Origin of the sequence: Methylobacter sp. S3L5C (genome assembly GCF_022788635.1) — a bacterium.
Classification (GTDB): Bacteria; Pseudomonadota; Gammaproteobacteria; order Methylococcales; family Methylomonadaceae; genus Methylobacter_C.
This window is the reverse complement of the sequence record NZ_CP076024.1, coordinates 2,101,658-2,124,702: the sequence shown is the minus strand read 5'-3', so window position 1 is coordinate 2,124,702 and position 23,045 is coordinate 2,101,658. Positions and strand designations below refer to the sequence as shown.

At 43.0% G+C, this 23,045-nt stretch carries 16 protein-coding genes and 1 riboswitch; of the genes, 6 read left to right on the top strand and 10 right to left on the bottom strand.

Annotation, left to right across the window (positions count from 1 at the left end; all coding sequences use genetic code 11):
- Window positions 1-339: 339 nt before the first annotated feature.
- Window positions 340-3,021: a bifunctional acetyl coenzyme A synthetase (ADP forming), alpha domain/GNAT family N-acetyltransferase gene (locus KKZ03_RS09550; protein WP_243221258.1), complete on the top strand. Its 2,682-nt coding sequence runs from the start codon at window positions 340-342 to the stop codon at window positions 3,019-3,021.
- 80 nt (window positions 3,022-3,101) lie between these two features.
- On the opposite strand, the gene KKZ03_RS09545 is transcribed toward KKZ03_RS09550, so the two are convergent.
- Both KKZ03_RS09545 and ppk1 read right to left on the bottom strand, forming a co-directional pair.
- Complete coding sequence (locus KKZ03_RS09545) at window positions 3,102-5,612, bottom strand: glycogen/starch/alpha-glucan phosphorylase (protein WP_243221257.1); 2,511 nt, start codon at window positions 5,610-5,612, stop codon at window positions 3,102-3,104.
- A gap of 67 nt (window positions 5,613-5,679) precedes the next feature.
- Window positions 5,680-7,848 carry a polyphosphate kinase 1 gene (gene ppk1 / locus KKZ03_RS09540; RefSeq protein ID WP_243221256.1) on the bottom strand — a complete coding sequence of 723 codons (2,169 nt, stop codon included), beginning with the start codon at window positions 7,846-7,848 and terminating at the stop codon, window positions 5,680-5,682.
- Window positions 7,849-8,294: 446 nt separating this feature from the next.
- Between ppk1 and KKZ03_RS09535 the strand changes: the two genes are divergently transcribed.
- Window positions 8,295-8,555: a hypothetical protein gene (locus tag KKZ03_RS09535; RefSeq protein WP_243221255.1), complete on the top strand. Its 261-nt coding sequence runs from the start codon at window positions 8,295-8,297 to the stop codon at window positions 8,553-8,555.
- Window positions 8,556-8,650: 95 nt separating this feature from the next.
- On the opposite strand, the gene KKZ03_RS09530 is transcribed toward KKZ03_RS09535, so the two are convergent.
- Window positions 8,651-10,351 carry a sulfotransferase gene (locus KKZ03_RS09530; protein WP_243221254.1) on the bottom strand — a complete coding sequence of 567 codons (1,701 nt, stop codon included), beginning with the start codon at window positions 10,349-10,351 and terminating at the stop codon, window positions 8,651-8,653.
- 578 nt (window positions 10,352-10,929) lie between these two features.
- Window positions 10,930-11,012: riboswitch (cyclic di-GMP riboswitch) on the top strand.
- 108 nt (window positions 11,013-11,120) lie between these two features.
- On the opposite strand from KKZ03_RS09530, the gene KKZ03_RS09525 reads away from it, so the two are divergent.
- Window positions 11,121-12,041: a hypothetical protein gene (locus KKZ03_RS09525; protein WP_243221253.1), complete on the top strand. Its 921-nt coding sequence runs from the start codon at window positions 11,121-11,123 to the stop codon at window positions 12,039-12,041.
- Between the two features lie 82 nt (window positions 12,042-12,123).
- Window positions 12,124-12,933: a hypothetical protein gene (locus KKZ03_RS09520; protein ID WP_243221252.1), complete on the top strand. Its 810-nt coding sequence runs from the start codon at window positions 12,124-12,126 to the stop codon at window positions 12,931-12,933.
- 102 nt (window positions 12,934-13,035) lie between these two features.
- On the opposite strand, the gene KKZ03_RS09515 is transcribed toward KKZ03_RS09520, so the two are convergent.
- From KKZ03_RS09515 to KKZ03_RS09500, 4 genes are all read right to left on the bottom strand, one after another.
- Complete coding sequence (locus KKZ03_RS09515) at window positions 13,036-13,518, bottom strand: NUDIX hydrolase (protein ID WP_243221251.1); 483 nt, start codon at window positions 13,516-13,518, stop codon at window positions 13,036-13,038.
- A gap of 178 nt (window positions 13,519-13,696) precedes the next feature.
- Entirely contained in the window at window positions 13,697-14,488 is a 792-nt protein-coding gene (locus KKZ03_RS09510; protein ID WP_243221250.1) for a UDP-2,3-diacylglucosamine diphosphatase, read from the bottom strand.
- 196 nt (window positions 14,489-14,684) lie between these two features.
- On the bottom strand, window positions 14,685-15,137 hold the full coding sequence (dtd, locus tag KKZ03_RS09505) for a D-aminoacyl-tRNA deacylase (RefSeq protein ID WP_243221249.1): 453 nt from the start codon (window positions 15,135-15,137) through the stop codon (window positions 14,685-14,687).
- Window positions 15,138-15,161: 24 nt separating this feature from the next.
- On the bottom strand, window positions 15,162-15,998 hold the full coding sequence (locus tag KKZ03_RS09500; RefSeq protein ID WP_243221248.1) for a ParA family protein: 837 nt from the start codon (window positions 15,996-15,998) through the stop codon (window positions 15,162-15,164).
- Between the two features lie 271 nt (window positions 15,999-16,269).
- Here KKZ03_RS09500 and prfB point away from each other — a divergent pair.
- Both prfB and lysS read left to right on the top strand, forming a co-directional pair.
- A protein-coding gene (gene prfB, locus KKZ03_RS09495) for a peptide chain release factor 2 (protein WP_243221247.1) occupies window positions 16,270-17,368 on the top strand; the annotation gives its coding sequence in 2 pieces (ribosomal slippage) (window positions 16,270-16,344 and window positions 16,346-17,368; 1,098 coding nt in all).
- Between the two features lie 178 nt (window positions 17,369-17,546).
- A complete protein-coding gene (gene lysS / locus KKZ03_RS09490; protein ID WP_305852374.1) occupies window positions 17,547-19,046 on the top strand; it encodes a lysine--tRNA ligase in 1,500 nt (499 codons plus the stop codon).
- Between the two features lie 100 nt (window positions 19,047-19,146).
- Here lysS and gloB read toward each other — a convergent pair whose 3' ends face one another.
- The 3 genes from gloB to oadA all read right to left on the bottom strand — a co-directional run bounded on the left by gloB (window position 19,147) and on the right by oadA (window position 23,002).
- The gene (gene gloB, locus KKZ03_RS09485; protein WP_243221246.1) at window positions 19,147-19,911 is read right to left on the bottom strand and encodes a hydroxyacylglutathione hydrolase; all 765 of its coding nucleotides are present in this window, start codon (window positions 19,909-19,911) and stop codon (window positions 19,147-19,149) included.
- A gap of 155 nt (window positions 19,912-20,066) precedes the next feature.
- Complete coding sequence (locus KKZ03_RS09480; RefSeq protein ID WP_243221245.1) at window positions 20,067-21,194, bottom strand: sodium ion-translocating decarboxylase subunit beta; 1,128 nt, start codon at window positions 21,192-21,194, stop codon at window positions 20,067-20,069.
- Between the two features lie 26 nt (window positions 21,195-21,220).
- Entirely contained in the window at window positions 21,221-23,002 is a 1,782-nt protein-coding gene (gene oadA / locus KKZ03_RS09475; protein ID WP_243221244.1) for a sodium-extruding oxaloacetate decarboxylase subunit alpha, read from the bottom strand.
- Window positions 23,003-23,045: the final 43 nt, after the last annotated feature.

The window sequence follows — 23,045 nt, the reverse complement described above, 5'->3', positions numbered from 1 at the left end:
ATGCGCCCGACTATTTGGCTTGGCAGCCAGCATATTTACGTACAGTATTTAAGGTTTTAACTTTTTGGGCTGATAGTAGGTTGACAATCAGCATGTCACAGAATATAACTTAGGCTTAAATACTAAAATAATAGTCTATTACTTTTCTTCTTTTTTGTTAATTGACTTTTGACTATCGCCAGATAGAAACAAGCTGAAGTGATACGTTTATATGGCCTCATAAATACCAACAAAATATTTTACTATCAATGAGCTTTATCTAATCTTTAACGCTTTATCAGCCATTGAATATTTTTAATTATAAATTATATCAAGCTATTTTTTTGCTACGGAGCATCAATGGGTCCTCATTACTTAAACCGTTTTTTCACCCCTAAATCAGTTGCCATTGTTGGTGCGTCAGAACGCGAAAACAGTGTCGGTTATCGGCTATTGCTTAATATGCAAGAAGCCGGTTTTAAAGGCGGTCTTTATCCTGTCAACAATAAACGTGACGAATTATTGGGCTTAAAAGCTTATCCTGACTTAAATGCTGTTCCTGAAGATTTGGATTTGGTGGTTATTGCCACACCTGCCCCAAGTGTCCCTGGTATTGTTCAACAATGTGGTGAAAATGGGGTTACCTCTATCATTATTATTACTGCCGGCTTTGGTGAACTGGGATCAGAGGGAAAACGACTGCAACAAGAAGTATTGGATATTGCTCATCGTTACAGTATCCGTATTATCGGGCCGAACTGTCTGGGCGTTATTCGCCCTAGCGGATGCCTTAATGCCACATTCGGTGATGGTACGGTTAAAGATGGCAGTCTGGCACTATTATCGCAATCAGGTGCCGTTTGCACGGCAATCCTGGACTGGGCTAAAGTGCAAGATATCGGTTTTTCAACTGTTGTCTCAATGGGTGGTGCCGCTGATATTGATTTTGGTGAAGTGCTGGATTATCTCGCAACCGATAGTAAAACTACCGGCATCTTGATGTATGTGGAAGGCATACGCGATGCACGGCGTTTTTTAAGTGGCCTTAAAGCTGCCGCGCGTTTAAAGCCGGTTATCCTGATTAAATCAGGTCGTCATGAAGCGGGTTGCAAAGCCGCCATGTCCCATACCGGAGCCATGGTTGGCGGTGACAGTGTCTTTGATGCCGCCATTGCACGAGCTGGCGTCGTCAGAGTTTATAGCATCACCGAATTATTTTCTGCTGCCCGGGTTTTAGCCAACAATTATGTCGTCAAAAAAGATCATTTGGCGATTATTACCAATGCCGGCGGCCCCGGTGTAATGAGTACCGACCGTGCTGAAGATGTCGGTATAGTGATGGCGGAGCTGAGCCCTGCCAGCATTATCGCGTTAAATGAGGCCTTACCCGTACATTGGTCGCATGCCAATCCTGTTGATATTCTCGGTGATGCCACCTCTGACCGCTACCAGAAAGCGTTGGATATTTGCCTTAAAGATAAAAATGTCGACGGTGTACTGGTTATTTTGACGCCTCAGGCAATGACCAACCCCACCCAAGTTGCGCTAAGCATCATTGAAGGCGCCAATACCAGCAAAAAACCGGTGCTGGCTTCCTGGACCGGTGGCGCAAAAGTTCAGGAAGGCAGGAATCTTTTTGCCAATAGTAAGGTAGCCCACTTTAGTACACCTGAAGTGGCTGTCGATGCCTTTTCATTTTTAGCCAAGTATGCCCAAAACCAGATTTTACTTAAACAAATCCCGTCTCCTGGCGATGAACTGGCAAAGCCCGATGTGCAAGGTGCCCGTTTAATTATTGAGCGCGTACTTGCAGAAGGCCGTCAGGTTTTAACTGCTCAGGAATCTAAAGCCATACTTGCCGCTTTCCATATTCCAGTCACCCAGACTATCAAGGTATCCAGTGTCAAAGATGCCATGATTGCCGCTGAAACCTTACGCTTTCCGGTAGTTTTAAAAGTTAATATGGCTGAATTTAGCCATAAATCCGATATAGGCGGGGTTAAGCTTAATATTAATAGTGTTCAGGAGATTTCCCGCGACTATTTGGAAATGGAAGCCGCCATTAAGCGTAATCACCCTGAAATAACTGAAGTCGGCATGACGGTTGAACCCATGTTCAAAAGGCCCAATGGCCGGGAACTGATGATCGGTGTAGTCAGGGATCCCGTGTTTGGCCCTGCCATCAGCTTTGGTCTGGGCGGCACCATGGTCGAAATCTTAAAGGATAATACCGTCGCCCTGCCGCCGCTTAATGCCTATATGGTTGAGCAAATGATTGCTAAAACCAAGGCAGCCATGTATCTGGAGGCATTTCGTCAATTACCGCCCGCGAATAAAAAGGCCTTGATTGATGTACTCCTGAATATATCGACTATGGTTAGTGAGCTACCAGAAATTTTAGAGTTGGATATTAATCCCTTGATCGTCGATGAACAAGGCGTAATGGCTGTTGATGCACGCATTAAAGCCCAATTGTCCAATCAGTTATCGCCTTATTCCCACATGGCGATTCACCCTTATCCTTACCAATTAACCCAGAGCTTTCAATTAGCTAACGGCGCTAATATCACGATCCGTCCTATCCGTCCTGAAGACGCCGTTTTGGAAAAAGATTTTCATAATCGCTTGTCCGAGCGCACTAAATATTTTCGGTTTATGCAGGCGTTACAGGAATTAACACCGGAAATGATGGTTCGTTTCACACAAATCGATTATGACCGTGAAATGGCTTTTGTTGCCGTAACAGAGGATGAAAACCTCCCCAGCGAACTGGGTGTTGGCCGCTACCTGATGAATCCGGACGGCAATTCTGTAGAATTTGCGCTGGTGGTTGCTGATGACTGTCAGTGTTTAGGTATAGGCAGCAGAATCATGCGGGCATTGATACAAACCGCCAAATCCAAAGGCATGTTGTTTTTTGAAGGTGAAGTTTTGGTAATTAATACACCCATGTTATCGCTGGTTAAAAAATTGGGCTTCAGTATAGAAACCATTCCTGATGATAGTGAAGTTGTGCGTGTTGTTAAGGACTTAAGGCAATAACGATACTCCCTTGTTACACTCTTATTTATTACCTGCTACACCCATATATATTAAAGGTGTAGCAGGGATTGGTATCGATATTAATCGGGCGTTACCGATTGTGGTGTTAATTTCCAGATATCGCGGTTGTATTCGCCAATTGTTCTATCGCTTGAGAATTTACCACTGTTTGCACAATTTAAAATACTCATTTTGGTCCAACGATCTTTATCCCGATAGGCCTCTTCAACACATTTTTGAGCATCAATGTAACTGCGAAAATCAGCAATGGTCATCCAGGGGTCATGCTCACTTTTTATTGCGTTAATCAGGTCATCAAAGAGTCCCGGTTCAAACTGGTTAAAGTAACCAGACTCCAGTAGCTGCATAACCTGCTGCAGGTCTTCATCCTGCTCGATAATAGCGACCGGATTATAATGCCCCCGCTTTGCTTCAATTTGTTCTTCAGTCAAACCGAACAGAAAAAAGTTTTCATCACCTACTTCTTCACGAATCTCGATGTTGGCTCCGTCCAGTGTTCCAATAGTGATAGCGCCGTTCATCATCAGTTTCATGTTGCCGGTGCCCGACGCTTCCTTGCCTGCCGTCGATATTTGCTCTGACAAATCAACGCCAGGACATATTCTTTCCATAGCAGAAACCCTATAATCCTTCAAAAACAGTAACGATAATCTCTTGTCTGTTACGGGGTCGTTATTAATAACCTGGGCAACATTATTAATTAATTTAATAATTTTTTTTGCCATGCGATAACCAGGTGCCGCTTTACCGCCGATTAATACGAATCTTGGCACCCGACTATCAATATCACCTTTTTTAATACCGTTATAAAGATGAATGACATGCAATACCGTCAATAATTGACGCTTGTATTCATGAATACGCTTAACCTGTACATCGAGTATGGCATCAACATTAAAATTTAGATCGGTGTCATTTTTACGCTGTTTATAATCAATCAATCGTTGCTTTGCTGCCTGTTTAATTGCCCGCCAGCGCTCCCGAAATTGGGCGTCATCAGCAAAAGGTTCCAGCTTTTTTAACTGCGATAAATCAGTTACCCAATCGCCACCTATCACTTCTGTTATAAGACTTGCCAACTCCGGATTACAGGCCGCCAACCAGCGTCGTGGCGTCACGCCGTTGGTTTTATTATTAAATTTATGCGGCCATAAAGCATAAAAATCACTGAATAAACCTTCCTGCAGTAATCGGGTATGTAACCTTGCCACACCATTGACTGAAAAACTGCCCACGATGGCAAGATGTGCCATTCTTACTTGTTGCTCATCACCTTCCTCTATGAGTGACATTCTCCGTAAGCGCTCTCTGTCGCCGGGCCAATGCATGGAGGCTTCAATCATAAAATGGGTATTAATTTCAAAAATAATCTCCATCACTCTTGGCAATAACCGTTGCATCAATCTAACCGACCATTTTTCAAGCGCCTCAGGCAACAAAGTGTGGTTGGTATAGGCCATGGTATGTTCCGTGATAATCCACGCCTCACTCCATGTTAAACCTTGAATATCCATTAACAGGCGCATCAATTCGGCAATGGCAATACTCGGATGGGTATCATTTAACTGGAAACATCTTTTTTCGGCAAAATCACTGAAATTATTACCATGTATGGCTGTCCAGTGTGCAATGACATCCTGCAAGCTGGCTGAAGCCAGAAAATATTGCTGCCGCAATCTCAGCTCTTTACCATTTTCATTGGCATCATTGGGATACAACACCATCGTGATATTTTCAGCAGCAATTTTTGCGGCGACCGCTTCCGCATAATCGCCCGCATTAAACTCATCCAGGTTAAACTCTTCGGTCGCTACTGCCTTCCACAACCGCAAGGTATTAACGGTGCCATTTTTATAGCCGGGTATCGGTGTGTCAAATGGCACTGCCAGCAAATTGCAAGTCGCTATCCAGCAATGCCGCTGTTCGCCACTTTCATCCGTTTGAATTTCAGTATGACCGCCAAATTTGATGCAGTGCGAATACTCCAGTCGCTCAATTTCCCAGACGTTACCATGACGCAACCAATGATCAGGTTTTTCAACCTGCTCACCATTAACAATGGTCTGGGTAAACATGCCATATTCGTAACGTAAACCATAACTGATAACCGGCAATTGTAAGGTTGCACAACTGTCTATAAAACAAGCAGCAAGACGCCCCAAACCGCCATTACCCAGACCTGCATCTTGCTCACTGCCAATTAACTCTTCAATTTCAATACCCAGATCATACATGGCTTGAGTAACCGTATCGGTTACGCCCAGATTAAGCATGGCATTGCTTAACGTGCGACCCATCAAAAATTCCATGGACAGATAATAACCTCGTCTACAGTCACTGTTTTTATAGATTTGATGGGTAGCCTTCCAGCGCTTCATCAAGCGGTCACGAATCGCCAATGATAAAGCTTCGCCGGCATAATAAGGCAATCGGCAATTTTCATCCCTACCCAGTAAACGCCCATAATATTGTTTAAAATCATCAATAAAATCAGGTTTGCTCATATCCTGCTCGGAAAGTTTTGTGATTAATGACATGGTCTGACTGATAGCAAATTTCTTAGTGGACATAATCTAATCCTGAACGATTGTTAATTTATTACCTGAAGGGGTTACTTTTTAAGTACTATCAATTATTTCAGTCAGTATTTCTGTTAATGCCATATCTTTTAGCTTTTTTATGAATTTTAATTTTTTGGGCTTCATCAAAACGACTATTAGCTAATTTAATCAACATTTCCTGAACGCCCAATTGCTTATCTTTAGACTGACATTGACTATATTGACCATCAGCCTGCATTTCCCAGACACTGCGTTGATTGGTCAGTTGAATGGTTATTATTTGCCGCAGAACGGCCTGTAGTTCCGGTTTTTGCACTGGTGTAACCACTTCTACACGACTTTCCAGATTGCGCTTCATACAGTCAGCCGAGCCAATGAAGTATTCTTCCTCGCCACCATTTTTAAAATAAAAGATACGGGAATGCTCCAAAAAACGTCCAACAATACTAATGACCCGAATCTTATCAGATAACCCGGGAATACCTGGCCTTAATCGGCAGGTATCACGAATAATCAGATCAATTTTTACGCCGGCCTGAGCGGCTTGATATAGCGCCCTGGTAATGTCCATATCTTCCAGGGCATTCATTTTAAACTGAATTAAACCGGGTGATTTTACCGAATGTTTACTGATTTCGCGCTCAATTTTCTCTAGCAGCTTTGACTTTAACTTATTGGGCGCTATCAGTAAATTTTGATAATTACGCTTGGGCACCAGACCGGTAGTCAAGTAATTGAATAACTCCGTTAATTCTTCACCTATTTTTTTATCACAAGTCAACATACCCAAATCGGTATAAAGCCTTGCCGTTCCGGCATGATAATTTCCGGTACCAATATGGGCATAAAGACGCAGGCCGTTATAATCCTGCCTAACGACATAAATAACCTTGCTGTGGGTTTTTAATCCAACCACTCCGTATGTTACATGAATGCCGGCACTCTCCATACGATGCGCCCATTTAATATTAGCTGATTCATCAAAACGTGCTTTCAACTCGACCACAACCGCTACCTGTTTACCATTTAACGCTGCATCAATCAGGTATTGAACTATCTTGGTACCGGCTGAAGTTCTATATAGCGTCATTTTAATTGCTTGCACATTTGGATCGCGACTGGCTTCTTTGACAAACCGCTCGACAGTAGTAACAAACGATTCGTAGGGATGTTGCAATAAAATGGAACCTTGTTCACGAATCGCGTGGAAAATATTCGGCAACCCAGTCAATTTTGGGTGATCGCAGGGATGATGGGGTGGATAAAGTAGATCTGGCCGAATAATACCGGCAATCTGAAACAGATCAGTCATTGCCAACCGTTGATTAACGACAAAAACGTCTTTTTCTTCATCAAGTCCCAACTCAGCCGCCAAGCGCCCACTTTGCAATATCCCCATGGTTGCGGCAATTTCCAGACGCACAACAGGAGCAAATTTACGCTCACGCAATTCAGATTCAATCATTTGCAAAAGGTCATCGGCCTGTTCTTCATCTTTTTCAGTGATCGCATTACGCGTAACCCGAAATAAATCGCAAAAAACTATTTTCATACCGGGAAAGAGCAAATCAAGATTATTTGCAATCAAATCTCCCAGAGCCACATAAAGTTGCTCGGCACCTACCTGGATAAAACGTGGTACCTTGGAGCCAACAGGAATTTTAATACGCACCAGCGTCATTTCATCCGTCTCAGCGCTACCAACCCCAGTCAGTATATTTAAAGACAGGTTAGAGATAAAAGGGAAAGGATGTGCCGGATCAATGGCTTGTGGCGTTACCAATGGAAAAATATTTTGAATATAGTATTCACGCATTATTTTCTGCTGCTCTTTGGATAACTCCAGATAAGGTAAAATCCGAATATCCTGCTGCTCAAGCAAGCCAATAAGTTGCGTTAACAGCATTTCTTTTTTGGCTTCAAGTTGACGAACAACGGCATAACATTCGGTAATTTGTTGTTGCGGACTACGTCCATCAACACTTAACTCAATAATCCCAGCACCAACCTGTTGCTTAAGTCCACCGATCCGTTTCATAAAAAACTCATCCAGATTGGAGCTGACAATTGCAATAAACTTAACCCGTTCCAATAACGGAGTACGCTCATCTTCAGCTTCCCATAGCACCCGTTTATTAAATTCCAGCCAGGTTAATTCACGATTCAGATACCATTCGGATGCACCAAGATCAAAATGTTCGGCTTTAGACTCAGTGGTTAATGTTTGTTTTGTTTGAATGCTCATAGTGGTTAGTTAGTCCCCCGTTATTTGAATAGTATTTTAAGCACGGTTAAATTTGCCCCCAATTAGACTAAGAGGATGTCAGAAACATCAATCACCTTATATTAACTCAAAAGCTCTGGGTAAATGCCAACGAAATGAACAACTATGCTGTTAAAATTATATTTATCGATAGCTAGTCTATAGTATCAGCAAGATTATTAACTTAAGTGACCGAGCTTCTATTTTAGCGATAATAAACCGTTCTGTTATAGTCTATTTTTAGCCGAACTATTAAACACCGGCAGTGCCATAATTTTTGTGGCATTATGCGTAAAACATCCTGTTAACCGGAGCACTACATTTTTAAAACACTTAATACGAAATTTTTATAAGATATAGACTTCCCTATCTATTAACCGGCTTATTTTTTAGTTATTCCATAAATTCTAGTTTAAGAGAAATTACCCATGAAAAAAACTGATACCACCCCACTTTGGGTATTTTTGGCATTTTCCAGTATTGAAACACGCAAAGGCGCACTGATACTGCTATGGAGCAGTCTGGCATTCAGTTTTTACTGTGTACCTTGGGCGATGTACTTTAACGGTGATGGCTGGGTCAGTAAATTGTTTTTAATCGATGACTGGAGTTGGTTTGCCATGATGCTGCCTATGGCTGCCTGGTACTGGTTAAGCTTGAGATGGATAGATAAAAATAGTAACTGGTAAATTAACTGCCTTGGTTAACAAACTGTTTTGCTGGCAACAAACTGCGTCATTCCGGCAAGAATGACGCAGTGGTATGAAAATCTCTGAATATTATTTCAAGACCCAGAATAACCATAAACATCAATAAAACGCTGCAACTCCGGAAAAATGCCTTCCAGATGTTCTTCATACCTATGCCATCTGGCGACTGCACTGGTATATAGCGGTTGACTAACCGCAGAAAAACTTGGGGTCGCAATATAACGTCCCTGGGCACGTTGATGAAATTCCAAGACCTCCGGTCGCCAATCCACTCCCAATAAATCAAAGACCCGTCGATAAGTTGTTTCAAAATCGCTCACCGTATCTTCATAGCGTAGTTCCAGGTAATCAGGCTGAATATTTTCTCGCAAGTATAACCACAAATCCATAACAGCCCCATACTGGCGGGCAATACCCTTCAAGGACAACAAGTTAACCGTCGCTCGGGATGCTGTAAACGGCTGCATAAAACAGCTTAAACATACATCGCGAGGGTCTCGCAAAGCAAACAAAATATTTGCTTCGGGAAAGACAGTACTGATAAATCCGGCATCAATACTATTAAGAGCCACTTTATCGATAAACCGTTTGCATGGTGCAACACTACCATATTCTTCTTCAACACGTTGCCAGTATAATCGGCGCAAATGCCGAATCTCGTTAACACCACAAGCATGCAGGGCTTGCGGTATATCATTGACCACGCCGGTGAGCTTTGCCAACTCTTGGGTTAACTCAAAAATTAATTCATTTTCGTCCGAGGTAAACACCGCCGGATGCGCAGCCAATATTTGCTCGGTGAGAGTGGTACCTGAACGTAAAAAACCAAACAAAAATGACGGTACCGGCAAGGCATCTACCTGTAAGTCTTCCAGTGACCAACGCGTCAATAACGCCTTATCAAACCCCGCCTTGTTTTTGGCAATACTATCAAAAATAGCCTCTTTGTTTACTTTACTAACTTCCGGCAAAGCTTGATGCAAGACGGCAGCTTGATTCAGCGCCGTAAATGCAGCGTCGTATTGCTGTTGTTTATCCAAGACCGTGGCCAGTTCCAAATAGGCACGCGCAATCAGCGGTGGCTGGTGAGGAGCTTCGGTAATCCTCATCAGCCTTGCACTAGCCGCATCCAACTGCCCTTGCCGGGCATCCAAAATAGCCAACAACGTATTACATCCCGGATCATTCGGCAATAATTGACAAGCCTTATGCGAAGCCAGCAATGCTTCATCAACACGATTGATACGACTCAAACACATTGCCAGCGTATTTTGCGCAACAGGAGATTGGGGCATCAGACGTACCGCCAGTTGCGCCAGTTTAAGTGCTGCCTCCAGATCGCCCCAGTGTTGCAGTTGTCCTGACAATTCCAGTAACTGGGCAATATCACGACTTTTCACAGATTCCTTTTCTACTTGTGCCGCCGCTTGCCGAAGATACGTTAAACCTTCCCGATGCTTGCGCTGCCAGCAAAGTTTTTGTCCAACACCGGCCAACGCTTCGGCATGCTTGGGCTTGATCACAAGTACTTGCCGAAACCAGCACTCGGCAGTGTCAAAGTCACCACGCGAGATTGCTAACCGGGCATTTTGTAACCATCCGGCAATATCGGAAGATTTTGTTTGTTTAACGATATCGCCAACCTGAACACAACAAGCCTTAAACTTTTTTCCGCTGCCACAAGGGCAAGGATCATTACGTCCCACCCGGAAATTTTTGGGACTATCAATACCTGTTATCGGTTGAGCAAATTTGGCAATGGAGGTTTTTATCATGGATAAGTGGCAATTAACTTAAAAAAAATCGAGCTGATGTAAAAATGGAGGTACCAAAAACATCAGGTTTACCATTGGATATCGATTAACAACTCTTTCTTTTTCCAGCGAAAATCGACATTCTAATCATTACCTTAACATTAACATCCTTGATCCGCAATCAGAAGCCTAACCACATTTTCCTCATAACCCATTGAGTATATTAATATTTAATCAAGCCCTATCAGAAAATTTTGATTAAACTGTGTTATATAACGCATTACAAATGCGTTATATAACACAGTTATTTTATAGACCATTACAGTAATCCTGCCTATAAACCCGGTGCTTTGGTCTGATAATAGTATTACATTCAATATGTTGGTTAAAAATTGCTTATCCGGGTGAGAATTTCTCCTAAAAATAATAACTCCCCTGAATATACCTTTCCATAAAAAACAAAAAACATATACTTGCTTTTAATCAATCTATTACAGACTCCATAGAAAAATATACTACCAATTTATAGATAATGGCACAGGCATTGCTAAATTAAGTAACAACTAGATAAAAACGCTGTTGATATTTTGGCAATACGTCTAGCAACCAGCCACACCCGTCGCGAGGCGGGGCCGGAAAGTCACGGTTCTTAATACAAATTTAAGAAGGCCGGGCCGCCTCCTAAAGTAATGGGGAGGATCTTGGTGTTTTCCTTAATCTTTAAGGTAACGCTGAGAACATTACTGTTATCAATTAATCAATTTAATATAAACAGTAAAAAGGATATCAAATGAAACAAATAAACTTATTGACGGCCTCTCTAACCATTTTAGGCACTCTGATTGCATCTCCAGCGGTACAGGCTCATGCCTCTCTTAATGCGGGCGGTACCGGTGCCAACCCCGTTTGGACAAATGGGGCAATTACGCCTTGGTTACCTAATGATGCGACTGTCTCTTCAATCGGTTATTTAGGTATCCACAGCATAAGCAATAAGCGTGTAATTCAAACCGGTGTTTATGGTACTGCTTATAACGCCACTACCAATCCTGGTGGCGTTACTACCGCTAATCTCGGCGGCACTTTTGGCGGCGCGACTCCAGTGGTAGGTGATTCGTTGCTAGGTCAGACTTATAAATACAACAATAACGCCGCTAACCCTACAGATCTTGCTCTAACATCAATTTCAACGGGTGCTAATTCTTGGGCCGCCGGCGTATCCGACACCAATACCGGTTTGTCTTTCGGTAATATGCATGTCAGCAGCGGTACAGGCAATCCGGAAGGCAATTTAATGCCGACTGTTAATTATTTAAACATTACGGTTGGTGACGACCCATTGTTTACCGGTATCGGCCAATTGGCATTTTCATTGTACCAAGGTTGGGCACAAGGCCCCGGTCTGCTGGGTATGAACTTGTTAGGCACTGTAACTGCAAGCTCTATTGGTCAAGATATTGGTCTTAGTCTTGCGCTGTCAGGACTGACACGTAATGCTCCAGGTACTGAAGGCGAATACACCATCGTGGTTGGCGATCAAAGCGCTGAAGGCGGTCAATACAGAATGGCTTTGGAAGCGTCCCTTACTGCCCGTTACGGTAACATAGTAACCGCATCAGCAGTTCCGGTTCCTGGTGCTGTATGGTTGTTTGGTAGTGCATTAATTGGTTTGGTTGGTTATGGCCGTCGTAAAACGGCTATTGCTGCTTAAATTAAAATTGAAGTGCCTATTGTTTCCAGAAATGGCAGTCGATGCGGCAGTAACTATTAATAACCATCAGAAGGATACAACCGTGAACAAAAAACAACTTAATAAAGCGATTATTGGCATTCTTGGCCTGGCAACACTCTCGGCTGTCTCATTACAAGCTAATGCCTTTAGCGCGACATCATTAGGAACTTTTACAGGAACTACCATTAGCAGAGACGATGCAACACCTTTCAAATCCTGGTCAGATTATGGTGCAGAAGTCAACTTTGGCTGGGTTCATACTGCTGACTGGTTTAAACTGCAAGTGGGCTCTGCTGCCGACATCACCGCAGGAACTACTTTTAATGTCGAATTTAAACTGGCAGGTCGCGGTACATCTCAACCGTTAAACACTGGCGGCTTCACGCTTTGGACAAGTGGCACTGCTGCGACTGTCGAAGGCGGGGGCTTTCATGAATACAATCAGGTTCGCGGACCTGGCGATAATGGCATCACTACCAATGATCTTATTGGCAATGTAGTTAGTGGACATAATGGTTGGGTAGGTTATGCGCAAAATGGCTTAAGCTTTACTAATGGCGATGGCGATGTGGTTGCCAACGGTGGAGCCTGGAATACCAGTTCGCCCTATCTGACGGGTGGCGCAGCAAGTGCAGGAAGCAACGCAACGCTTGACCTTTATGGATTAAAAGCCGGTTATTATCTTATTGGTTTGGGTGGTGTTTGTCCTGATGACAGTGCAAGCTGTATCACTACAACACCAGGATCACGTCAATACACCTTTACCGCTTCATCGACTGTTGCTCCAGTACCTTTACCTGCCGCCGCCTGGTTATTTGGTAGCGCTTTGATGGGTTATTTGGGTCTGCAAAGACGTAAAATGGCTGTTTAAATTCGTTCTGAATTTAAGCTCTTATCCAAACGGAGCCGAAGTTGCCCCGGTTCCGTTTGGACACTAAACTCAAAAAGTATCAACGGATATAAACTTTTTTTATCAATGCATAACCGGCTTGTTTACGCTATTTGAATCCCGAAACGGGTTTTCGCGTAGCGCTGCTACCTGACCGGTTTCCCGGTATTTTTTATAGTCAGCAAGTACTTGAGCATGATCGAACGCCAAAGACTCAGGCAGCTCATTAAGCAAAAACAGACGACAATTTTTGGCATCATCAGCGGCTACCGGTGTTCCCGCTGCCTCAGCAACATAAACCGCGGTCACCGTATGCCCACGCGAATCGCGGGCTGGATCAGAATAAATTCCCAGCAAGGCAAGCAGAGTGACATCCAACCCGACTTCTTCCTGTGCTTCGCGCACACCAGCCAGTTCGATAATTTCACCCAGATCAACAAACCCACCAGGAATTGCCCAGCCGTAAGGTGGATTGGCACGTTCAATTAATACAATAGGACGGCCGGGGTAATCGGTCAGCTCAATAATGACATCCGCAGCAAGCAAAGGGGTAATCGGTTTAGGCATAAATTTCTCTAAAAAATAACAGCGCGACAATTGATTTACCTGTTCGATTATAAAAAGGCTTCAACCAGTGCCGGAAACATACTGATTCCAGCCAGGAAGCCAGGCATCAGAAACCATGATGAGTTGTATCATGAGTTTTGTAACTCATGTATTGGGCATACATTACTATGACTGAGATTTATCCAAGCATATTAACTTCCGGAATCTCATTATCGATGCGGGGAAATTCCATCTTCTGCCAATGCACCAGTTCCAACGTTCCGTTGAAATGCTCCACAATGGCGGTACAACTTTCCACAAAATCTCCGGTGTTAATATATAAAAAAGCTCCTATCTTCTTCATTTCTGCATGGTGTATATGTCCACAAATCACACCATCCAGATCCCGGTCTTTAATGGTACTGACAATACTTTCTTCGTAATCAGAAATAAACTGTACCACGTTTTTGACTTTAAACTTAACATAGGCAGCCAGGGAAAAGTTTGATTGCAAACCAAACCAACGCCGAATTATTCGCAGAAAGCGATTGATCCAAATTAAAAAGTCATAGCCTTCGCTACCTATTTTGGCAAGCCACTTATAACACTGCGCAATAGTGTCGTATTCATCGCCATGAATAACCAAAAATTTCTTGCCGTCTGCGGTAATATGTATATCAGAATTTTTAACGACGATATCACCAAAAACATGGTTATCATAATCCCGGACATTTTCGTCATGATTACCCGGTATATAAATAACCTGGGTATCATGCCTGGCCTTGCGCAAGAGCTTTTGAATAACGGTGTTATGATCTCGCGGCCAATACATTTTTTTGGAAAGCGACCAAAAATCAATAATATCGCCAACCAAATAAAGCTTTTCACTGTCATTGTACTTTAGAAAATCAAGCAATACGTCGGCTTGGCATTGGGTAGAACCCAAGTGCAAATCAGAGATCCAGATGGTTCGATAGCTGTTATTAATCATAATCAAACTTTTGTGATGGCATTACCGACAAGAGGAAATTTATTGATAATCCTGTAAAACCGGCTACCGGACAAATATCAACACTGTATCAATGCTAGCAAAAGCAAATGAAAGTAATGTTACAAGCCAACAAAACGGTTATTTTTAGACATTTTAAACTGTCTAAGTCTGCTAAATACCTCAACAAAGACTGTGCTTACCGATGACTTGTTGATGTTCTCAGAGTAAAAGTGACAGGACCATTATTGATCAGCGATACCTGCATATCGGCACCAAACTCACCAAACTGGACATTGGAATACGTTGTTGTCGCAAAATCTTGCAGATAACCAAACAGTTCCCGGCCTTTTTCCGGTGCAGCTGCGGAAATAAAACTTGGCCGATTACCTGTCTGGGTATCTGCTGCCAAGGTAAACTGCGGGATCAGTAACAAACCGCCATTGATATCTCTTAAACTGAGATTCATACGGTCATTATCGTCAGCAAAAATCCGATAATTAAGGATACGCTCCAGCAACCGTTCGGCATCTTTTTGGCTATCTTCTTTTTCTACAGCCACCAGCGCCATAATTCCCGTCGCTATCCAGCCTATGTCTTGGTTATTGACAGTGACTTTTGCTGTGGTTACCCGTTGAATAATTGAGATCATAACGGCTCGGCTGATTTTGGCCGCTTATCCACCAACGCGATCCATCATTTCCTGCCACAAATCATTATAAGCCTCGGTAGAGCGACTTTTATTGATAAAACCACCCAACGGCATACGTTCCAGTCCCATACGTTCAATATCACTGGAGTAAGGAATCGCGGTATTTAAAATTTCCGGATGACTTTGAGCCAAATTTTCCATAATGTCCTTGTGCATGTTTTTACGACGATCGGCCATAGAGAAAAACGGGATCAATACCAGATTATCCAATTTATTATCTTTAATAAATTCTTTTAATTGCTCAAGTGTTCTTAAAGATAATGTAGTAGGAATAATGGGCGACATTAAAATATCAGCCGCTTCAAACACGGCTTCTGATAATAAGGAAATATTGGGCGGACAATCCAAAAAAATAAAATCATACTCTGCTGCTAGCGGCTTAAGCAATTTTTTAAGTTGTTGGGTCGGTTTTTTCTTGGTATCCAAAACCAAATCCAGATTTCTGAAAGAAAAATCTGCCGGTAACAAATCCAGATTTTCAAAATCAGTCCCTTTAATCAGCCCTTCCAGATCACGTTTGCCGGCAATTAAATCTTTACTGCCGCCTTTTAACTTGGGCTTGATACGAAAATAATAGCTACTGGCTCCCTGTGGATCCAAATCCCAAACCAATGTACGATAACCTTTACACGCAGAAATAAACGCCAAATTGACTGCGCTTGAGGTTTTACCAACACCACCTTTGATGCTGTACAAAGCCACTATCTTCATCGTATATTCCTGTGTTAATGAATCTGTTTGGAAAAACTTACCGAACAAACTACTGCTATTAGCTTGGTAGTTCTTAATAAATTTGCTCATGGATCGCATTTATCTTTGTATTTTATCTTAAATTAAAGATGTAGGGAGCCGATTTTTCAAGCTGCGACAAAAACCTGTTCATCTCAATTTACAATTAAAAACCATCGCAGGCTGATAATCTATTGAATTAATTATTAAATGTTTTCTATTGCCAAGTTCTGCATGAACCCAACCGGCTTATGGTTTATAATCAACCTCTTTTTAAAGTTTTCATCGATCAGTGTTCTTTATGTAACGCTTGTTATCGATTGTCATTGGTTAAAATACCCCCATGCAAGAAATAAACCCGATTAAAAATAAAATAGCTGACCTAAAAACCCGTGGTGATGCCCTTAGGAGGTATCTTTGACTTTGATGTAAAGCATGAACGCTTGGTCGAAGTATTACTGGAACTTGAAAATCCCAAAATTTGGGATAATCCTGAACTGGCTCAAACATTAGGGAAAGAACGCGGGCAACTGGAAGTTATTGTTAATACCATTAATGACCTGGAACGCGGCTTGGCAGATGCCGAAGAATTGCTGATGATGGCAATTGACGAAGATGATGAAGAAACCGTTGATACCGTTATTAATGATTTGGCCTATTTCGAAAAAAGGGTGACCGCCCTTGAATTTCGACGCATGTTTTCAGGTGAAATGGACCCCAACAATGCCTTTTTGGATATACAGTCGGGTTCCGGCGGGACAGAAGCACAAGACTGGGCCTCGATAATTGAGCGGATGTTTTTACGCTGGGGTGAGCGCAAAGGCTTTAAAACAGAACTCATTGAAGAATCACAAGGCGATGTTGCGGGCATTAAAAGTGCCACTATTCGCTTTGAAGGTGAATACGCCTTTGGCTGGTTGCGCACCGAAACCGGTGTTCATCGTCTCGTTAGAAAATCACCCTTCGACTCAGGCAACCGACGTCACACTTCTTTTGCTTCAGTGTTTGTATCGCCGGAAATTGATGATGATATTGACATCGACATTAATCCAGCCGATGTGCGCGTCGATGTTTATCGTGCCAGCGGCGCTGGTGGCCAGCATATTAACAAAACCGAATCCGCCGTGCGTATGACTCATAACCCAACCGGAATTGTTGTGCAATGCCAAAGCGATCGCTCGCAGCATAAAAATCGTGCCACTGCGATGAAGCAATTAAAAGCCAAATTATATGAACTGGAAATGCGCAAACGCAGTGAATCAGCTCAAGCCTTGGAAGATACCAAATCCGATATCGGCTGGGGCAGTCAAATCCGTTCTTATGTACTGGACCAATCACGTATTAAGGATTTACGCACCGGTGTGGAAACAGGTAATACCCAAGCCGTTTTGGATGGCGATCTGGATCAGTTTATTGAAGCCAGTTTGAAGAGCGGGTTGTAGGCCGATATCACTTTACAAGACAGACTGATCGCTTTGATGCACATTAATCGTGAATCATGCCACGCACTTAAATCCGCCCATTCTGTAAACAACAATTTTCTCGCCGCCGTGCTCTTGCATCGCGAAAGTAATGAAGAACGAACATTTTTTAATTCTATTATTTTGATACCTAAAAACCATGTCAGAAATTCAACAAGACGAACAAGAACAAATTAAACAACGCCGCAGCAAATTAAATGAGTTGCGTGCCAATGGCGGCATCCCTTTCCCTACTGATTTTCGCCGCAATGTCGTTGCCGGTGAGCTGTTAGCCGAATACGGCGAAAAAACAAAAGAACAACTGGAAGCAGATCCCGTCAGGGTAAAACTGGCAGGCAGGATTATGACTCGCAGGGTAATGGGCAAAGCCAGTTTTGCGCATATTCAGGATATGTCCGGCAAAATTCAGCTTTATGTCACCAGAGACACTTTACCTGAAGGCTTTTATAACGAACAGTTTAAAAAATGGGATATTGGCGATATTATCGGTGCAGAAGGAGTATTGTTTGTCACCCAAACTGGTGAACTTAGTATTAAGGTTGACGATATTCGTTTGTTAACCAAAGCTTTGCGTCCATTGCCTGAAAAGTTTCATGGCATTGCCGATCAGGAAATCAAATACCGGCAGCGTTATCTGGATTTGATTATGAGCGAGCAATCGCGCAATACGTTTCTGATACGCTCAAAAGTCGTTGCCTATATACGTCAGTTCCTGATTGAACGTCAATTTCTGGAAGTTGAAACGCCCATGATGCAGGTAATTCCGGGCGGAGCAACGGCAAGACCTTTTACGACCTTTCATAACGCACTGGACATGGATATGTTTTTGCGTATCGCCCCTGAGTTATATTTGAAACGCCTGGTTGTCGGTGGTTTTGAACGGGTATTTGAAATTAATCGTAACTTTAGAAATGAAGGTTTATCAACACGTCATAACCCTGAATTTACCATGTTGGAGTTTTATCAGGCGTACGCTGAATATCAGGACTTAATGGATTTAACCGAAGAGATGTTACGCGGTATTGCCATAGAAGTTCTTGGTCAAACAGAGGTGACTTATCAGGGCGAGCAATACGATTTTGGTAAGCCTTTTGATCGCATGACGGTAGTTGAGTCAATCCTGCACTTCAACCCTGACCTGAGCGCCAGTAATCTTGAAACTCGTGAAGCAGCCGTTAAAGTTGCTGAAAATCTGCATATTCCTGTTAAGGAAGGTTACGGTTTAGGTAAAGTACAAATCGAGATTTTTGAAAAAACGGTAGAAAGTCGTTTGATGAATCCGACCTTTATTACCGCCTATCCCGTTGAAGTATCGCCACTGGCACGACGTAATGACGACAACCCGCATGTGACCGATCGCTTTGAATTTTTTGTCGGCGGCCGTGAAATTGCCAACGGTTTTACCGAGTTAAATGATGCTGAAGACCAGGCTGCGCGCTTCCAAAAACAAGTGGAAGAAAAAGAAGCCGGTGATGATGAAGCCATGCATTTTGACGCCGATTATATCGTCGCGCTGGAACACGGCATGCCGCCAACAGCAGGCGAAGGCATTGGTATTGATCGTCTGGTGATGTTGTTTACGGATGCGCCGTCAATTCGTGATGTATTATTGTTCCCGCATATGCGACCTAAAGGCTAACATTTTCCATACTAACAGTTAGATGGGTAGAGGTGATAGCCGAAACCCATCTAAATCAACCACCGATGTTATGGGTTTCGCGTTGCTCTACCCATTCTACTTAAAACGAATCTTTACGTTTCCGTAGCTCTGTAAAGACACTTACCGATGATTGCCCTTCCAACCCCAGTTTTTTTTGTATACTGAGACTGTCTTCCCTAAAAAACGGATTGGTTGCCCTTTCTTCCCCGATAGTCGAAGGCACTGTGGATTGATTCATCAATCTCAATTGCGCCACTTCAAGCATTTTTTTCTGTGTGTACTTATTATCTGGTTCAACGCTTAAAGCAAACTGTCCATTTGCCTGGGTGTATTCGTGGGTGCAATAAATTTGGGTTGCTGATGGCAAAGCCTTTAATTTTTGTAATGAAGTCCACATTTGCTCAGATGTTCCCTCAAATAACCGACCGCAACCCATAACAAATAAAGTATCCCCGCAAAACAGCGCCCCATCTTTGGCAAAATGATAAACAATATGCGCACTGGTATGACCTGGTGTTGCAATAACCTTGGTCTGATGCTGACCCAGTGAAATGATATCGTTTTCACTAACGCCCCTGTCAATTCCAGGAATTCGCTCCCGGTCTGCTTGTGCAGCAATAATTTGGCAGCCGGTTTTTTGCTTAAGCTTGAGATTACCACCCACATGATCCCAATGATGATGGGTATTTAAAATATAAGTAAGACGCCAGCCTTTTTCATCAAGAACATTCAAAACCGGTTGTGCAAGAGCAGGATCAACGACGGCAGTTTCTCCCGATACCGGGTCGTGAAGCAGATAAATATAGTTATCAGTTAAAACAGGGATTTGTAAGATGTCCAGCATGTCTTTATATCCTCAAAATTTCTGGCGTATAAAAATAAGCTAGCGTGAGCGTAAATATACGCGGGTGAGATTATCCAAAAAGTACCATTAATCTATCATTAATCCCGTTCATGGCGAGCGGGATTAATGACTATCAAACTAAATAGTGCGTAAATTTACTTAACCAAACTGAGTAAAACCCCGGCAGCTACCGCTGAACCAATGACACCGGCAACATTAGGGCCCATGGCGTGCATCAACAAGAAATTATGTGGATTACTCTCCAGCCCTACCTTATTGACAACCCTCGCAGACATAGGGACTGCAGATACGCCGGCAGCACCAATTAATGGATTAATCGGCGTATCACTGAATTTATTCATGATTTTTGCCATGATAACACCGGTAGCGGTACCAATAGAAAAAGCCACCGCACCCAAAGCCAGGATACCCAGTGTTTCAATTTGCAAGAAAGCTTCTGCGCTCAATTTTGAGCCTACTGCCAGCCCCAAAAAAATAGTGACAATATTGATCAATTCGTTTTGTGCCGTTTGACTCAAGCGCTCAACAACACCACAAGAATTCATCAAATTACCCAGCGCAAACATACCAATCAGGGGCGTAGCAGACGGCAGCAACAAGATGGAAAGAACCAACAACATTAAGGGAAAAATAATTTTTTCCGTTTTGCTGACCGCACGCATTTGCTTCATTTCAATTTTGCGCTCGTCTTCTGTCGTTAAAGCCCGCATGATCGGCGGCTGAATTAAAGGCACCAACGCCATATAAGAATAAGCAGCTACGGCAATGGCTCCCAATAAATCCGGGGCCAATTTTGAGGCTACATAAATAGCGGTAGGGCCATCAGCACCACCAATAATACCAATGGCAGCAGCATCTCTTAAACTGAATTCCAATCCGGGTATGATATTAAGCGCCAACGCACCCAACAACGAAGCAAAAATACCGAATTGTGCAGCAGCACCTAACAAGAGAGTTTTGGGATTTGCGAGCATGGGACCAAAATCAGTCATTGCCCCGACACCCATAAAAATAAGCAACGGGAATATCCCGGTTTTGATACCAAAATAAAGGTAGTATAAAAGACCGCCTTCTTCGGCAATACCGGCAACCGGAATGTTACTTAAAATAGCGCCAAAGCCTATTGGCAATAACAGTAAAGGTTCAAAACCTTTCTTAATAGCCAGAAACAATAACAAAAAGCCAACCAGCATCATAAAAGCCTGGCCACCAGTAAAATTATATAAACCGGTACTTTGCCAGAGTGAAAGCAGATTTTCCATAAAATGTCTCTTGATAGTGTCCGTTATTACAATGAAATCAAAGCATTACCGCCAGCGACTGCACCGCCTTCCTTGATATGAACTGCGCTAACAATACCTGAAAATTTAGACCGGACTTCGGTCTCCATTTTCATCGCTTCCATAACAACCACTACCTCACCTTCCACAACCTCACTACCAATATCAACCAGGATTTTCAGTATATTACCAGCCATTGGTGCATAAACTATCGCACCACTGTTAACGATACCTTTATCTACAACGGCAGGCTGAATATTGAGTGGCGCACCAACAGGACCTACGGTAACGTTAAAATTTCTGCCATCCACGTTGACGGCATAAGTTTCAGTAACGCTCTCAGTCGTCGCTATTTTTGGCGCACTATTATTGGCCTCTGCAAAAGCTTTTGCATCGGGTGCCGCCTCAAATGCCGCAGGATTTCCACGATTAACCAGAAACTTCCACCCAACTTGAGCAAACATACCATTGATTAAGGCATCTTCTTCAATGTTTTTAGCGAGCTTTACATTTTCTGCTTTCGCTTTTTCCAGGACATCGGCGATCAATTTGTCCATTTCCGGCTCTATTAAATCAGCAGGACGACAAGTAATAGGCTGAGCACCTTCCAGCACCCTATCTTGCAATTGCTTGTTTACCGGTGCAGGAGTTGCACCGTACTCGCCTTTCAGTACTCCGGCTGTTTCTTTGGTAATGGTTTTATAGCGCTCACCGTTCATCACATTCATAACGGCTTGTGTGCCCACGATTTGAGAGGTCGGTGTAACCAGCGGAATAAATCCCAAATCTTCGCGGACTCGAGGTATTTCATGCATAACTTCATCAAACTTGTCAGAAGCACCCTGCTCTTTCAACTGGCTTTCCATGTTAGTCAACATGCCACCAGGAACTTGAGAAATCAGAATGCGTCCATCGACACCTTTTAGACTGCCTTCATATTGTGCGTATTTTTTCCGGATATCCCTGAAATAATGCGCAATTTCTTCCAGCTTTACCAAATCCAAACCGGTAGCACGCTCAGTACCTTCAAGGCTGGCGACAATCGTCTCGGTAGCGCTATGTCCGTAAGTCATGCTAAGTGATGAAATGGCCGTGTCAACATTATCTATGCCCGCTTCGACCGCTTTGATAATGCTGGCTACACTTAAACCGGTGGTTGCGTGGCAATGTAAATGTATCGGGATTTTGGTGCTTTTTTTCAAGCGGCTGACCAGCTCAAAGGCATCGTAAGGTTTAAGCAATCCAGCCATATCCTTAATACAAATGGAGTGCGCCCCCATATCTTCGATTTGTTTGCCCAGATTGACCCACGTATCCAGCGTATGGACCGGGCTGATCGTGTAAGAAATAGTCCCTTGAGCATGGGCATCGGTAGCGAGTACTGCTTTTACCGCGTGTTCAATGTTACGCATGTCATTCATGGCATCAAAGATACGGAAAACATCAATACCGTTGACAGCACAACGCTCAACAAATTTGTCAACCACATCATCGGCATAATGCCGATAACCTAAAATATTTTGCCCCCTCAACAACATTTGCTGCTGCGTTTTAGGCATGGCCGCTTTTAGCAAGCGCAACCTTTCCCAAGGATCTTCGCCCAAATAACGAATACAAGCATCAAAAGTAGCACCACCCCACGATTCAATAGACCAGTAACCTATCTGATCCAGTTTTTCACAAATCGGCAACATATCTTCTACACGTAAACGAGTAGCCAAGATGGATTGATGAGCATCACGTAAAACAACTTCAGTGATCGCTAGCGGTTTTTTTTTATCTTTGGCCATACTTGATATTTCTCCAAGAACCTTTGCAGGTTCTAATCACTGA